General features: G+C 58.3%; 16 protein-coding genes. 8 read left to right on the top strand and 8 right to left on the bottom strand.

Translation table 11 applies throughout. The annotated features are described in order from the left end of the window. Positions 1-157: 157 nt before the first annotated feature. The 3 genes from ACFLEY_RS04255 to ACFLEY_RS04245 all read right to left on the bottom strand — a co-directional run bounded on the left by ACFLEY_RS04255 (position 158) and on the right by ACFLEY_RS04245 (position 1,790). Complete coding sequence (locus tag ACFLEY_RS04255; RefSeq protein ID WP_060910080.1) at positions 158-967, bottom strand: transglutaminase family protein; 810 nt, start codon at positions 965-967, stop codon at positions 158-160. Positions 968-1,064: 97 nt separating this feature from the next. After that, positions 1,065-1,238 (bottom strand): hypothetical protein, encoded by a 174-nt coding sequence (locus ACFLEY_RS04250; protein WP_171901193.1) that lies wholly within the window; start codon positions 1,236-1,238, stop codon positions 1,065-1,067. Between the two features lie 129 nt (positions 1,239-1,367). Continuing rightward, entirely contained in the window at positions 1,368-1,790 is a 423-nt protein-coding gene (locus ACFLEY_RS04245; RefSeq protein WP_060910079.1) for a BA14K family protein, read from the bottom strand. A 264-nt stretch (positions 1,791-2,054) separates the two neighbouring features. Between ACFLEY_RS04245 and ACFLEY_RS04240 the strand changes: the two genes are divergently transcribed. Then, on the top strand, positions 2,055-2,237 hold the full coding sequence (locus ACFLEY_RS04240; RefSeq protein ID WP_060910078.1) for a hypothetical protein: 183 nt from the start codon (positions 2,055-2,057) through the stop codon (positions 2,235-2,237). A gap of 26 nt (positions 2,238-2,263) precedes the next feature. On the opposite strand, the gene ACFLEY_RS04235 is transcribed toward ACFLEY_RS04240, so the two are convergent. After that, complete coding sequence (locus ACFLEY_RS04235) at positions 2,264-3,127, bottom strand: transglutaminase family protein (protein ID WP_060912861.1); 864 nt, start codon at positions 3,125-3,127, stop codon at positions 2,264-2,266. Positions 3,128-3,453: 326 nt separating this feature from the next. On the opposite strand from ACFLEY_RS04235, the gene ppk2 reads away from it, so the two are divergent. From ppk2 to ACFLEY_RS04200, 7 genes are all read left to right on the top strand, one after another. Next, a complete protein-coding gene (gene ppk2 / locus ACFLEY_RS04230) occupies positions 3,454-4,242 on the top strand; it encodes a polyphosphate kinase 2 (RefSeq protein WP_060910077.1) in 789 nt (262 codons plus the stop codon). A 246-nt stretch (positions 4,243-4,488) separates the two neighbouring features. Continuing rightward, positions 4,489-5,184, top strand: a complete 696-nt coding sequence (locus ACFLEY_RS04225) for a VIT family protein (protein ID WP_060910076.1) — start codon at positions 4,489-4,491, stop codon at positions 5,182-5,184. A gap of 727 nt (positions 5,185-5,911) precedes the next feature. Continuing rightward, complete coding sequence (locus ACFLEY_RS04220) at positions 5,912-6,640, top strand: MASE4 domain-containing protein (RefSeq protein ID WP_396604530.1); 729 nt, start codon at positions 5,912-5,914, stop codon at positions 6,638-6,640. A 257-nt stretch (positions 6,641-6,897) separates the two neighbouring features. Next, positions 6,898-7,362 carry a cupin domain-containing protein gene (locus tag ACFLEY_RS04215; RefSeq protein WP_060912860.1) on the top strand — a complete coding sequence of 155 codons (465 nt, stop codon included), beginning with the start codon at positions 6,898-6,900 and terminating at the stop codon, positions 7,360-7,362. A gap of 428 nt (positions 7,363-7,790) precedes the next feature. Then, entirely contained in the window at positions 7,791-8,183 is a 393-nt protein-coding gene (locus ACFLEY_RS04210; RefSeq protein WP_396604529.1) for a Spy/CpxP family protein refolding chaperone, read from the top strand. Positions 8,184-8,269: 86 nt separating this feature from the next. Further along, the gene (locus ACFLEY_RS04205) at positions 8,270-8,656 is read left to right on the top strand and encodes a DUF302 domain-containing protein (RefSeq protein WP_211433475.1); all 387 of its coding nucleotides are present in this window, start codon (positions 8,270-8,272) and stop codon (positions 8,654-8,656) included. A gap of 334 nt (positions 8,657-8,990) precedes the next feature. After that, the gene (locus ACFLEY_RS04200; RefSeq protein ID WP_060912859.1) at positions 8,991-9,935 is read left to right on the top strand and encodes a metallophosphoesterase; all 945 of its coding nucleotides are present in this window, start codon (positions 8,991-8,993) and stop codon (positions 9,933-9,935) included. Position 9,936: 1 nt separating this feature from the next. Here ACFLEY_RS04200 and ACFLEY_RS04195 read toward each other — a convergent pair whose 3' ends face one another. The 4 genes from ACFLEY_RS04195 to ACFLEY_RS04180 form a co-directional block, all read right to left on the bottom strand. Next, a complete protein-coding gene (locus ACFLEY_RS04195; RefSeq protein WP_309142072.1) occupies positions 9,937-10,362 on the bottom strand; it encodes a CDP-archaeol synthase in 426 nt (141 codons plus the stop codon). Between the two features lie 177 nt (positions 10,363-10,539). Continuing rightward, entirely contained in the window at positions 10,540-11,106 is a 567-nt protein-coding gene (locus ACFLEY_RS04190; protein ID WP_060910070.1) for a cytochrome b, read from the bottom strand. A 245-nt stretch (positions 11,107-11,351) separates the two neighbouring features. Continuing rightward, positions 11,352-12,740 (bottom strand): MBL fold metallo-hydrolase RNA specificity domain-containing protein, encoded by a 1,389-nt coding sequence (locus ACFLEY_RS04185; protein ID WP_060910069.1) that lies wholly within the window; start codon positions 12,738-12,740, stop codon positions 11,352-11,354. Positions 12,741-12,809: 69 nt separating this feature from the next. Then, positions 12,810-13,760: a TIGR00730 family Rossman fold protein gene (locus tag ACFLEY_RS04180; protein WP_211433462.1), complete on the bottom strand. Its 951-nt coding sequence runs from the start codon at positions 13,758-13,760 to the stop codon at positions 12,810-12,812. Positions 13,761-13,997: the final 237 nt, after the last annotated feature.

Below are 13,997 nucleotides of genomic sequence, written 5' to 3'. Positions count from 1 at the left end.
GGCGGCTACAACTTATAATATTCTCCTTGAGACGCGAAAAGAACGCTTGATGCAGATCAAAAAGCTTTAGACCCCTGCTGGGGCCTATTGCAGCCACAACACTGACCAAGGCCGATACAAAGATCTTGCATCCAGCAAGCCAAGCTGCGCGCGATTGCTAAGACTTGATCTCATCGGTCCACACCTTGAAGCTGACCAAGGTATTGGGCCCGAACGTATGGGTAATCGGGACGTCAGCAGCGTCACGTCCCTGCGCAATCAATATGCGTCCGATACGCGGGACGTTGTTGCGTGGATCGAACGTGTGCCAACGCCCGCCGATGTAGGCTTCGAACCATCCGGCGAAATCGCCTGCGGCATATGGCGGAGGCATGCCGATATCGCCCAGATAGCCGGTGCAGTATCTTGCCGGAATGTTCATGCAACGGCAGAAGGTGATGGCCAGATGCGCGTAGTCGCGACAAACGCCCTTACCCTCATTGAATACTTGCCATGACGTCTTTGTCGCGCGCGCGTGCTCGTAGCCAAATTGAATGTGATTGTGAACGAAATCGCAGATCGCCTGAACGCGCGCCCATCCAGGCGGCTCCTTTTCAAAAAGCTTCCACGCGACATCGGACAGCAGGTCTGTTTCGCAATAGCGACTGCCGAGAAGATAGACGATTGTATCTGCCGGCAAGTCTTCGATCGCGTGTTGTTGTGCCGTGGGCACAACGACATCCGGCAAGCCTGTGTCGCGAATGATACCGTCAGCCGCCAGGCGCATCCGGCCGCGTGGGGCAACGATGCGGCTGCACCAATTGCCGAAGCCATCACGGTATGGGACGATCGTAACGGAGGGATCCGTCGTCAGATAGTCGGGCACAATCACATCTGAAGCCCGCGTGAAATGAACGCCCAGCACCATGATCATGGGTGTAGGCTGAGGAAAGTCGTAAATCATCTCGTAGCCGACCCGAATCTTCACCTCAGAATCCTCCAGGTTGGTCGGTTTGACTGATTCCGCCTATGGGCTCACGCTATGGTAAAGTGTAAAGTTGCATGCAACACGCAGCCGACGGGCGCTAGCCCCGATGATGCAGTCCAAGTGTTTCTTTCACTTCGTCGTCCTCGAGGGCATCTTTAATAGACCGATCGGCCTGCTTCCTCTCCAGGATGCCCGCGCCCCGATCCGGTGCGGGCACCTCCGACTGATGCTTGGCTAAGCGCCCCAGCGCCCTCTGATCATCCTTGCTCATTTCACTTTCTCTCGTCGAACTGCTCCGCCAGCCAAAAAGACGTTGCTGACTCGATCGACGCACGGTGGGGCCGACTCAATATCGGGAAAGGCGCCTGCAAATCGAAGCGCGAGACTTCGGTTACCATCATTACGGGCATGGATGGCGTAGGCCGTCGTAACCAACATAGGTGCCGGAATACGGGTCATAGGACCTGAAACGTTGCGCACAATAGCCGACCGCGTCGCCACCAACATAGGGAGCCGGCGCGACGTAGGCCGGCCCGTAATACCCGGGACCGTAGCCGTAATAGCCGTAGGGTTGCGGTTGCGTTGCGCCAATAATCGCCCCGCCGATCAGCGCGCCAGCGATGCCTGCACCAATCCCAATACCTGCACCGCCACGATAGCCGCCGCGCCAGCCGCGACGATATTGCACGGTCTCTACCGATGGTGTCACCGCGCTGCGCAGCATCAGCGGGGAGGTTAATGGCGCCGCAGCGGCAGGCACGATGAGCCACGGCGTGGCGGCGACGATGAGCGCAAGAAGCATAGTTTTAGGCGACTTGTTCATGACAGCATCTCCAAATGCGTTTTCGAGTGGCGCGGCTGCCTTGGGTGCAGCCGTCGTCTTCGGAAAGGGAATGCGTAATAATGATCCAGGAAGGCTTACGTGAATTGATCTAGCGCAACGTGAGCGCGCATCAATCGGACAGACTTAGCTTTGTTCATCGCAGACCCTCGTGAAGCAGCGCCCTGCGCATGAGCGAGAGCCGATCTTTCTTTTCGTCCGCAGTGGCGCACGCGCGTCGCGGCCCGCGGCAGCACAGGGGCTTCCATGCTTTCACTCATCATCGGGATCTTGATCATTTGCGTCGTCGGGGCACTTTGCTTCTGGGCCATCGACAGGTTCGTCAATGAATCCCGCTTGGCGGGCCTTCTCAAATTGTTGGTGGCGCTGATCTGCCTGGCGGCCATCCTTCAACGGCTGTTGCCGTTGGCGGGAATCAATTGGCTATAGCCGACCGGGAATCGCCGAAGGTCGATCTATGACGTGACAAGAACTTCTACGGACATCCCGGCGAAGGCGCCGGTGCTACCGACGAAGCTGCCGGACACCGGGATCGTCTGCCGGATATCGCGCGCGACCGCGACCGGGATCAGATTGAAGCCACCGAGGCTACGATTCGTCGGGTCGAATGTGATCCAGCCGGCTCCAGGTACGAAGACCTCCGCCCACGCATGGGTCGATCCCGCACCGCTCGATCCAATGCTTTGTCGCTCCGGGTTGTAAAGGTAGCCAGAGACGATTCTGGCTCCGAACCCGAGCATGCGTGCTGCTTCGGTGAATAATACCGCGAAATCCCGACACGACCCCCAGCCACGATTGAGGGTTTCTACCGGCGTTTGGGTGCCCTCATCCTCGCGGCTCTGATATCGGACAGCTTCGGACACGCCGAAGCTGAGGTCCTTTAGCAGTGACAGCGTGTCAGTCCGACTTCCTCGAACGAACGTTTGTGCCCAATTTCGCAGGACCCCCGCCGTGTCCGAGAACTGGGGGACGGCCAGGGCGCCGAGATCGGTCCAATCATCATCGGAATAGCGGAATGGGTAAGATATTGCCGAAACGGCGATGTCGAACACCGGCCATGCAACTGCGTCGAGCTGAAGCTCCGCGACGCTCGCGATCACCAGGTTGGAGGCTGTCATCTGAAACGTGGCCGTCGCGATCGCATTGCCAAACACATCGTGCGCCCAGGTCAGCGCCGCAGGGGGCGTCACCGTGACGTTGCTCGAAATCAGACGAAGCTCGCGGCTTTCGCGCGGACGAAGCATCAGGCGGTGCGGTAACAGGCGCACGGGCTCGTTGAATCGATAAGTCGTTGTGTGAAGAACCCTCAGCGTCGTCAACGAAAGCTCCAATCGGCCACAACTTCGGATCGAGACCTTGTTGGTGACCCCCTCGCGAAGTATGGCCCAGTTGAACGTGCCCACGCAAATGTCGATCCAGATGACCGAAAACCAGATGGATTTGCGGTCGAGGCATCGGGCAAGAACGTTGAATGTCTCCCACGTGGCCCTGTTGACGGATATCAAAGTCCGAGCACAACATCGGTTTCGCTATGCCGCGTGATCCGACAGGTGTGACGCGACTGCCGGTCAGAGGGCTGCAAACCTGTGGATGTTGCGTCGGCGCGCCGACCTTGGGATGGTTGAGGCGATCAGGAGGCAGCACCATGAAGAAACGGCCACCGCTTCCAAAACATTTGAGCCGCCATCGGTATCACACGCTGCTGATCCGGCTGCAGATCGAGCTCGTGAAGCTGCAGCGCTCCGTGATTGAGCGCGATCAGCGTATCCTCATCATCGTCGAAGGTCGCGACGCCGCCGGCAAGGATAGCGCGATCAAGTCGATCGTCGAACATTTAAGCCCGCGCGATACCCGCGTCGTGGCGCTGGGGCCGCCAAGCAATCGGGAACGGTGTTCATGGTACTTCCAGCGTCACGTTTCGCATTTGCCCGCGGCAGGAGAGATCGTGCTGTTCAATCGCAGTTGGTACAACCGGGCGGGAGTTGAGCGTGTCATGAGCTTTTGCACCAAGGAGGAAACCGAGGAATTCCTGGAGACCGTGCCGGCTTTCGAGGCAATGATTGAGCGGTCGGGTATCACCTTGCTCAAGTACTACCTGGATATTTCGAAACAGGAACAGAAGCGACGGCTCGCTGACCGCCAAAGGGATCCCCTGAAGCAATGGAAGTTGAGCCCCATCGATGCCAAGGCGCAGAAGTATTGGAAGGCCTATTCCGAAGCACGAGACAAGATGCTGGAGCGGACGCACACCGTCACCTCGCCCTGGACCGTGGTCCGGGCCGGCGACAAGGAACATGCGCGACTTAATATCATTCGCGATATGCTGTGGCGGCTGAACTATCCAGGCAAGCACCGTCGCCTCGACAGGCCGGATCCGACCGTCGTGTTTCCTTACGACAGGGCCTGTTATGAGCGCGGCCTCATCGAGGCTTAGACTGAACTCGACCGGTGATCCCTGAGCACCTGGCTCACTCAGAAGCCGCCCTTATGCAATACCCTGTTGACTTAGATCATTACGGGAAGCGCCAGTTCCGGAGACTAAGCAGTGATCGTGACGCGCCTGAGCGGTGACCGTGGTCGAGCGTCACGAGGTGAAATAAGTATCGCATCGGCTGCCTACCGTCAGGAGGCCCTCATCAGGCCCTCCGCTGGACGGCTAAGGAGAGAGGGAATTGGACAAATGAGCCGCCTCCACAAAGAGACCCACCTCGTTACGCGCATCGGCTGGTTGAGAGCGGCCGTGCTCGGTGCCAATGATGGGATCATTTCAACCGCCAGTCTTATCCTGGGAGTGGCGTCAGCTGCCGTCTCCCGAAGCGACGTTCTCTTGACCGGGATCGCCGGGCTGGTTGCCGGCGCAATGTCCATGGCGGCCGGCGAATATGTTTCCGTCAGTTCGCAGTCGGATACGGAGCATGCCGACCTCGCGCGTGAGAAGCACGAACTGACGGGTGATCCGGTGGCTGAGAGGGAAGAGCTTGCTCAGATTTATGTCGCGCGAGGCGTCGAGGCGAGCCTCGCCCGCGAGGTTTCCAAGCAATTGATGGCAAAGGACGCCCTGGGTGCGCACGCACGGGATGAACTTGGCATTTCGGAAATCAGCACCGCCCGTCCCGTACAGGCGGCGTTAGCATCGGCCGCAACCTTCTCCGTAGGAGCAGCAGCGCCGCTTGCGCTTGTCCTGGTCTCGCCATCCAATGTTTTGATCCCGACCGTCTCTGCAGGTTCGTTGCTCTTCCTGTCGCTGCTCGGCGCGATCGGTGCCAAGGCAGGAGGCGCCGGCCTATTGAGGCCAACCATACGAGTGACATTCTGGGGGGCCTGTGCGATGGGCCTCACGGCGGGAATTGGCGCGGTTGTTGGCAAGGTTGTATGAGCGCCCGTTTGCCAAGCCTGTTGGCAGTGCCTGCTTACGGCGAAACCGTGTGGTCTCGATGTCCAGTACTTTTTTCGTCCGACCGATGTTCGATTATCTCTACAACGTTGGCCCCTCACGACTTGGCCCGAAGTCGTTTTCGCGGGCGCACTGCCCCGGATTTGATTTAGATCAGTCTTCTCGCGAACCACGCCTGTACAGGTGGAACAAACGCAAGTGCGGAGGCTCTCTTTGAGGTGAGGTAGCGCTCATGTTTATCAAGACATTTACGTTGCATTCACTTACCTATCTCGTTGGCATTACCAGTTCACTAGCAGTGCCCCAAGTCATTCCATCGGCGGGTCCAGCGGCAGTTTTTCAGTCGGATACCAGCACTCCTCGTCAGGTCGTCGACCGCACGCTTAAGAGTGACAGGTTGCCCGTCAAGCAAGCAGAGCCCGAGGCTCATGGCAAAGGGGCGCGCGTACCGGTGCCAGCACGCACGGCGCCAAATCGAAAATGGACCGATTGTAGGCCGCCTATCGATGTAATTGGGCGCTGCTTTGCAGACCTTGGAAACCAGGGCACCTTTCGGACCTGACCTGCAAAAGAATTGCATTGCGCCAACGCGCACCTAGCGGCTCGGTCCAACCGCAACACTTCCCCTAATGGCACTTGCGTTAAATCGTCAAACGGACACAATGGCTCTCGCCAGCGCCCTTAGCACATCACGGCTTGGAGGCTGCTAATGGATCAGACGGTTGATCGAAATGTGGGTGCCCTAGGCGGCACAGGCGCCCGTCGGTTGTTACTATCGACCACTTTGGCGACGGCTCGCGAGAAGCGGCTTGCCCTGGTGATTGCCGTCGTAGCCTTTGTCGCGTTCCTGGCGGTCGTGCCTTTGGCGCGGGTCCCGTTGGCAAAAATGCCAGCCTTCATCCCAAGCTACGAAGCTGCGCTCTTCTTCATCGACCTGATTACAGCAGTTCTTCTTTTCGACCAGTTCGTCCGCGTGCAGACTAGCGGCATCCTGTTTCTTGCCGCTGGATATCTGTTTGACGCTTTCATCATCGTTCCACACGCCCTGAGCTTTCCCGGCGCCTTCGCGCCGACTGGGTTGCTGGGTGGCAACGCACAGACGACTGCCTGGCTTTATGTGTTTTGGCACGGTGGATTTTCACTGTTCGTGCTTGGCTATGCGATGTGGGAGCGAAGCATTGTTGATCAAGGCAAGCCGTCATGGACGCGCTCCCAAATCATATGGGCTATCTTCGGTTCCATCGTGGCGGTGGCGGTATTGACGACCGTATTTGTAATGATCGCAACCGTAGGACATGACTTGCTACCGATAGTGATGCAGGGCGGCGATTATTCGCTTCTGGTGACGAAGGGTATCAGCCCAACAGTCTGGGTTCTGACCCTTATTGCCATGCTCCTGCTTTGGCGGCCAAAGCTTGGCGGGCTGCCACCAGCCTAGCTAGTCGGACAGAAACGGGTAGCTAATTGGTATGGCGACCCTTTGACTTGCATGCTCTACCACGTGCGTCGTCTTCAAACGTTACCTCTCAGCGGAAGATCGGAAGCGGCGATCTGGTCCATGAACGGCGCAGTCTGAGCCGAATCGGACATTCGCCCTTTGGCCCCTTGATCTGTCGCAATGGGCTCGCCGCAAAGTCCTGCTATCAACACACTCAGTCCGCACATCGCCGTGCTGGGGCCAGAATGGAGGCTAAAATGACCATCAAGGACATTGGCCCGAAACCACAATCGTTCAATATTGAACACGCGACGAAGGAAAACACAAATTATCGCTCCGTCGCCTGGAGCGGGCGTTATCTGCAAGTGACGCTAATGTCGATCCCCGTCGGCGGGGATATTGGCCTTGAAGCACATCCAGAAACGGATCAGTTTTTGCGCCTTGATGCTGGCCGTGGCCGGGTGCAGATGGGAGCCGCGAAAGACAAATTGACTTTTGAAAAGGAAGTTTCGGACGGTTGGTGTGTGCTTGTTCCGGCGGGAGCTTGGCACAACATTACCAACATAGGCACGACTCCAATGCAGGTCTATGCGATCTATGCGCCCGCCCATCACAAGCCTGGCAAGGTGCACGCGACGGCGGCGGCGGCCGAAGCAGACAAAGACGACGAGCCGGCGGCGTGGTCAGTGCAGCTAAAACATGCACCCGACAAACACGGGTGATGGCGGAAAAGCCGCTGCCCATTTCTCGCTTCGCATCCATGGCACCGCCCTCTTGGCCGTTCGTGTCATTTGCTGCGGTCGCACAAAGATGTTCGTTATCGGAGCGAAGGGGGCATGGCCGAAATTGTGAGTCATGAAAGGGTACCGATCAGCTAGGTGCTCCATTCGAGGGCGAATTGATCAGTCCCAGACATCGCCTGGTCCCCCTGCATCACTTTTGATCCACCTCAACGGCATAGCCAGGATCGCCTCATAACGTAGGGCTTCGGGCCTCGACCGAGAGATTGATAGCAATGGAGGACCATGCCGTGCTCAAATTCAATCAACTCGTCACAGTCGCTTCCATATCAATCGCCATCGCAGTGTCTTCCCCAGGCGCCAACGCCCAGCCTTACGGACCTGGAGCGCATGGCTGGGGACGGGACATGATGGGCTCAGGCATGATGATGGGGCCAGGGTTCATGGGGCGCGGCGGATTTGGGGGCATGTGCAGCCCCGCCGCCGCCGGCTTTTCCGGGTGGCGCATTGATCGGCTAGAACAGGTGATCAAGCCGACCGATGCGCAACGTGCGAAGTTCGATGAATTGAAGGCGGCATCCGATAAGGCCTCCGAGGCCCTCCGCCTCGCGTGTCCGACCGACGTGCCGACGACCGCGGTCGGTCGAATGGAGTTCATGGAGAAGCGCATGGAAGCGATGGTGCAGTCCGTCAAGACCATGCGTCCCGCTTTCGAGGCCTTCTACGCCACTCTCAGCGACGAACAGAAGAGCCGACTGGATTCGCCTTCGGACCGGGGCCGATTTTGGCGCCACCTTTGGTAGAGCCCCAGCCCGGCCCTGAAGACGACGCTTCGGATTTTCGTGCAGTTGCAGTTGGGCCTATGCCGATGGCCAGGAGGGATCCTAAAATGGGTTATTACTTCAGCAAGACCTTGCCGGTCGGGTTCGACGAAGCCGTGCGACGCGCCACCGAAGCCCTGAAGCAAGGCGGCTTCGGCATCATCACGGAAATCGATGTCACGCGAACGTTCAAGGAAAAGCTCGATGTCGACTTCCGAAACTATCGTATCCTCGGGGCATGTAACCCGCGGCTCGCCTACGAAGCTCTTCAACTTGAGGACAAGGTCGGCACCATGCTGCCGTGCAACGTCGTCGTTCAGGAGATCGCTCAGAATCGCACCGAGATCGCTGCGATTGATCCCGTCGCATCGATGCAGGCAACTGAAAATCCCGGCCTCAAGGCATCAGCTCAGCGCGTCCAAACCCTGCTCCGAAGCGTGATCGACGGCTTGTAGTCAGCCACGTCAAACCATTCATAGATTGGCCGACGGCTGACGCACGTCGTAGAGGAGAACAAGCTTACCGAAGCGGATTGTTGCTTTGCACGCCAAGACATGTTGCCGCTACAATGCTGATCGGCGAGGTCGTTCAGCCGGCGGCAACTTTCGTCGTAGTCCAGAGAGCCTACAGCTGGTTTGCCGACAACTACGCGCGCCTTGCATAACGGGCGGCTCCCGCCAATAGCCTCGCCTCACCTCTGTTGGTTCTGGACCAGATTGATCGATGCAAAGCGGATGACCAGCCGGCATGTGCACGCCCTTGAGTGTAGCAGACCGAAAGGCGGACCAAGTGGACGACGAGCTGCTTTTCAAGCTGGAGCAGCGTCTGGGGCGGATCCATGCCCGGCAGCGACTCGGCATCGAGACCGATCACGAGGCGCAACTCTTTGGTCAGGGCCTCAACTTCTTCCATATCGAAAACTGGTACTCCGTCCATTCGTTGATACGAAGTGTTCTCAGGCTTTCCGGCCTCTATTGGCGCGGACGTCGAAATGCCGAGCGCATCGTCGTCAAGCACAACAGCGTGGAATGCGCGAATTTGCCGTCGCTGTTTGACGGCTTCACTATCCTTCATATCAGCGACACCCACGTCGACATGAGCGAGCGAGCCATGCAACGGCTCATCGAACTGGTTTCCGGCATGAACTACGACTTGTGCGTTCTGACCGGCGACTATCGCGCCAAGACTTTCGGAGACTACGGCGCAGCGCTGAAAGGCATGGCACGGATAGTGGCCCACCTGAAACGCCCCCTTTACGGCGTGCTCGGCAACCACGACACCATCAAGATGCTGCCCGGCCTTGAGGCGATGGGCATACGCATGCTTCAGAACGAGTGCGAGAGGATCAAGCGCGGCGACCAGGAGATATTTGTCGCGGGCATTGACGACGCACACTACTTCAGGGTGGATAACATCGAGAAGGCCCGGTCGCAGGTCCCCGACGGCGCATTCTCGATCCTGCTGTCACACACACCGGAAATCTATCGGCAGGCGGCCCATGCCGGGTTTGATTTACTGTTGAGCGGCCATACGCACGGGGGGCAGATCTGCCTTCCCGGATCGATCCCCATCACCCTCGACTCCGTGCTGCCTCGCCGGATGGGCGCCGGCGCCTGGCGCTACAATGATATGATTGGCTATACGTCCGTTGGCGCGGGATCGAGCGTCGTTGCCGTAAGATATAACTGTCCGCCGGAAATCACGTTGCATCGTCTGTGCCAGCTTACGGATTAATTCAATACGGCTGATCTCTAAGGCGCAACATATACAGTATCCGCGACGTCGCGAGCTCGCCGACGAAGAAGAGCCAGACAGCCACGACTATGTCGACGTAACTCAGAGAAAGCATGTCCCGGCAAGCCAGCAGCGGGAACAGCGATTCCGGCACCTGATCCAAGCCGATTGCCTGGCTGCTCGGCGGAAAATTGAGACGCCGTTTCAAGAAGCTCGATAAGAGATCGCCCACCATCGCGACAACCGCCACCAAAGCGCCGCGCTCGGGATCGAGGCCAAGGAAGACCGCACCGATTGCCGTCGCCACGATCGACACGATGATACCGCGAATGGTCTTCGAAGACCCGAACAGCGGTCGGCCATCGAAAAGCAAGAGACCTGCATCCAGCGGACACGCAAAGTGGGCCCTGAAGACCTTCTTGGCCACGACCGGTGCTCCGTTTGCGAGCGTCAAAAGCACGAGTGAAACAAGAATTGGCACCGCGGACATCTAGCGGCCTATCGTCTGCATTGTAGTCGAGGCGAGCCGACCATCTCGTCCGGCGAGGCCCCCGCTCCCATCCCCGAACACGTCCATAAAGTCGCCATTGGACTCCCGGCAGCGCTACCTTTTGGAATGAGGCAGCATCCGAACGAGGGTGCGGTCCCGAAATACCCAGTGATGGATGAGAGCGGCGCCGGCGTGGAACGCCGCCAGAATGACCAATGCATGGGCAAGAATTTCATGCACCTCTTTCACACTGTGCGCAAAGACAGGGTCCTTGAGCCATGGTGACGATATTACAGCAAGACCAAACAGCGGCAGCTCGTCGCCACGCGCGAACTGAAGCACGATGCCTGCGACCGGCACCGCGACAAGCAATGCATAAAGGCTGTAGTGCGCAATTCCGGCGGCAGGGTCCAGCCATCTTCCCATCCACGCGCCGAATTCAGTCGCCTCCGTTGGAGGTGCTGGATCAACCCGCCGCCAACTCAGGCGCGCGACCAGTAGAGCCAAAATCGCGATGCCGGCGGAAATGTGAACGAAAAGGCCGGTCTGGCGAGGTTCGCCCTTGGGCAAGACATCGCCAAATACTCCTAGCACCCAAGCAAGGACGACGAGAAAGACGGTCAGCCAGTGCAATGCCCGCGCGATCGCACCGTAGTCCCTGGCCGAATTAAAAAGTCGCATGGCGGGCGTCCTCACACCAACAATATCCGGAGCACGGTTCGATTCTTTGAGATGGATCAAGTTGGTCCGCTGCAAGCCGAGAGATCGCGCCCAATCGTCCAGATTGTTCGCGATATCGACTTGCCGCGCCTTTATAACAAAGGCTTCTCGCTCGGGACCTGGCGGAAGCGTTCGGGTCGCCCAAAACAGGCCACCACGAAATTCAGATTAGGCCACTGAGGGTTAAAACAGGCCAGCGCCCGACCTCACAACTCAAACGATTGATTCGGCAGCGGCATTTCGACATGGGTATCGCCAAGATGCGCCGCGAACTGATTCATGGTGTTTTCTTCGCCGTGAACAAGGAACGTTCGTTTTGCGCCGGTCTGCTGTTGCCAGGCCAGCAACTCGGCCTCGTCGGCATGCGCTGAAAAGCCGTTGATGGTGTAGACGCGAGCCTTAACGGGGATATCTTCGCCAAAGATGGTCACTTGTTTGGCGCCGTCGATAATGCGGCGAGCGAGAGTTCCAGCGGCCGCGTAACCGACGAATACGATGCTAGAATCCTCGCGACCCAGATTGTGCTGCAGGTGGTGGCGCACGCGGCCGCCGGTGCACATACCGGCGCCGGCCATGATGATGGCCCCGCCGTGAACGTTGTTTATCGCAATGGATTCGGCGGACTCCCGCGTGAAGTGCAATCCTGGCAAATCAAGCGGGTCTTGTCCGCCTTCAAACAGCTTCGCCGTCGCCGGCTCAAAGCATTCCGGATGGCGTCGGAAGATCTCGGTCGCTGAGATCGCCATCGGTGAATCCAGATAAACTTGCGTCGATTTCGCGAGCCGACCCTGAGCCATCCCCTGCCCCAGGAAATAGATCAGCTCTTGCGCACGCTCCAGAGCGAAAGTGGGGATGATCACATTTCCCCCGCGCTTGAAGGTTTCGGCAATTGCCGAGAAAAACTCATCGATCGAGGGGCCCAAGGGCTTGTGCAGGCGATCGCCGTACGTGGTTTCCATGACGACATTCTCAGCGCGTGGCGGCGTCGCGGGGCTGCGCAGCAGCAACCGACCAGCATTGCCCAGGTCGCCCGAAAAAAGTACACTGGTCGAATGGGTCTGCTCCTCCAGCTGCAGGAAAATGCTTGCCGAACCCAGAATATGCCCGGCGTCGACGAACGCCGCGTGCACGCCCGCAGCGACCTCAAGAACCTCAGAATAGGCAGCGGTCCGGCCGAAATAGTCGAGACAGTTCAGCGCATCGAGGGTCGAATAGAGCGCCTCTTTTGTGTCACGGCTTGTTCCGCCGTGACCGGTCCTGCCGGCACGGCGTCGTACCTCCTCCTCCATGAGGTGGGCCGCATCGAGAAGGACGAGCCGCGCCAATTCACGGGAGGCTGACGTTGTGATGATCTCTCCCCGAAACCCTCTCTTCGCCAATAGAGGCAGGCGCCCGCAATGATCCAGATGCGCGTGGGTTAGTAGTACGTAGTCGATACTGGCGGCTTCAAAGCCGAAAGGCCCGGCGTTCTCCTCGTCCAACTCTCGGCTACCCTGATATAGCCCGCAATCGATCAAAATTCGCTTTCCCGCGCATTCAACCAAATGACAGGAGCCGGTAACATCGCGGTCCGCTCCATGAAATGACAATTTCAAGTCACCCTCCCTTGTAAGACAAACCTTCAAACCTGTGCCGGCGTTGCATTGCTGTCGAACCACCGTCTGTCAGAGTGCCGCGTGCAACGGCTCGCCGCTCGCATCGTGCCACCGCAAGATTCCGTCCCAGATCTCCTGCGCCGTCTCCGCAAACCAGAACAACTCCCGATCCTCAGAATCGATGACACCTTCCTCGACGAGGAAATCGATGTCGACGGCGCGACGCCAATAGGCTTCACCCACCAGCACGACAGGAATTGGCTTGATTTTCCGCGTTTGAATGAGAGTTAGCACCTCGAACAACTCGTCCAAGGTACCGTAGCCCCCCGGGAAGGCGACCAACGCCTTGGCGCGCAGAAGAAAATGCAGCTTGCGCAACGCAAAATAATGGAAGCTGAAGCAGAGCTCGGGGGAGACGTATGGGTTCGGGTATTGCTCGTGAGGGAGGCTGATGTTCAGACCGACCGATTTGGCGGCGACGTCGAATGCTCCACGATTGGCGGCCTCCATCATTCCTGGTCCTCCGCCCGTCATGATGGCCGTATGGCGTTTGCGCGCGCCATGATTTGCACTGCTCACGAGGCGGCCGAATTCGCGAGCCACCTCGTAATAGTGGCTCTTGGCATGGATTCGCTCGGCGATGCCGAGCTGACGGTCCAGGTCCTTGTTGCTTGCGTCGGCAGCGAGAGCTGCGCGCAACATATCTACCTTGCGGAGCGCTGCAGCCGGCTCGCAGATGCGCGTGCTTCCGAACACCACGAGGGTTTGATGAATTTCGTGCTCTTCAAGCAGCAGCTCGGGCTTGAGATAGTCGATCTGAAGGCGCACGCCACGCAGGCCATCTCGCGCAAGAAACTCAATGTCGGTATCAGCGCGACGGTAGCTAGGGCTATTCAAGACGGCCTGCACACGCTGCAAGGCCTCAGGATCTTCCTGAATTGCCTTTGGCTGTTGCCACGGCAGCGCTTCACGCCATTTCCGTGGGTGAGCCGGCGCCGGAATCGCATGATTGTGTTTCATAAATCTCCAGAAATCCCCAATTGGCTAACGTCTTTCCGTACGGCCAGCTACCGAGATTCGAGTCTAGTCAGATTTGCGCCGCTCCAAGCAATAATCTCAAGAGTGAGACCTAATTGCCATGAGCGTGTTGATGCGGATCAAGCCTCATCCAGCCTCCGGAGCTCGGACTGCTTGATGGCGATCAAATAGCTCACCAATCTGCGTGTTATTCGCTTGCGTGCCACGAAACGCCGGCAA

Origin of the sequence: Bradyrhizobium sp. YCK136 (assembly GCF_044570075.1) — a bacterium.
GTDB classification, from domain to species: domain Bacteria; phylum Pseudomonadota; class Alphaproteobacteria; order Rhizobiales; family Xanthobacteraceae; genus Bradyrhizobium; species Bradyrhizobium diazoefficiens.
This window is presented reverse-complemented; position numbering and strand designations above follow the sequence as displayed.

Coding starts and splice junctions, on each gene's coding strand:
- ACFLEY_RS04250 (WP_171901193.1), bottom strand. CDS start 1,238: ATGAGCAAGGATGATCAGAGGGCGCTGGGGCGCTTAGCCAAGCATCAG.
- ACFLEY_RS04245 (WP_060910079.1), bottom strand. CDS start 1,790: ATGAACAAGTCGCCTAAAACTATGCTTCTTGCGCTCATCGTCGCCGCC.
- ACFLEY_RS04240 (WP_060910078.1), top strand. CDS start 2,055: ATGCTTTCACTCATCATCGGGATCTTGATCATTTGCGTCGTCGGGGCA.
- ppk2 (WP_060910077.1), top strand. CDS start 3,454: ATGAAGAAACGGCCACCGCTTCCAAAACATTTGAGCCGCCATCGGTAT.
- ACFLEY_RS04225 (WP_060910076.1), top strand. CDS start 4,489: ATGAGCCGCCTCCACAAAGAGACCCACCTCGTTACGCGCATCGGCTGG.
- ACFLEY_RS04220 (WP_396604530.1), top strand. CDS start 5,912: ATGGATCAGACGGTTGATCGAAATGTGGGTGCCCTAGGCGGCACAGGC.
- ACFLEY_RS04215 (WP_060912860.1), top strand. CDS start 6,898: ATGACCATCAAGGACATTGGCCCGAAACCACAATCGTTCAATATTGAA.
- ACFLEY_RS04210 (WP_396604529.1), top strand. CDS start 7,791: ATGGGCTCAGGCATGATGATGGGGCCAGGGTTCATGGGGCGCGGCGGA.
- ACFLEY_RS04205 (WP_211433475.1), top strand. CDS start 8,270: ATGGGTTATTACTTCAGCAAGACCTTGCCGGTCGGGTTCGACGAAGCC.
- ACFLEY_RS04190 (WP_060910070.1), bottom strand. CDS start 11,106: ATGCGACTTTTTAATTCGGCCAGGGACTACGGTGCGATCGCGCGGGCA.
- ACFLEY_RS04180 (WP_211433462.1), bottom strand. CDS start 13,760: ATGAAACACAATCATGCGATTCCGGCGCCGGCTCACCCACGGAAATGG.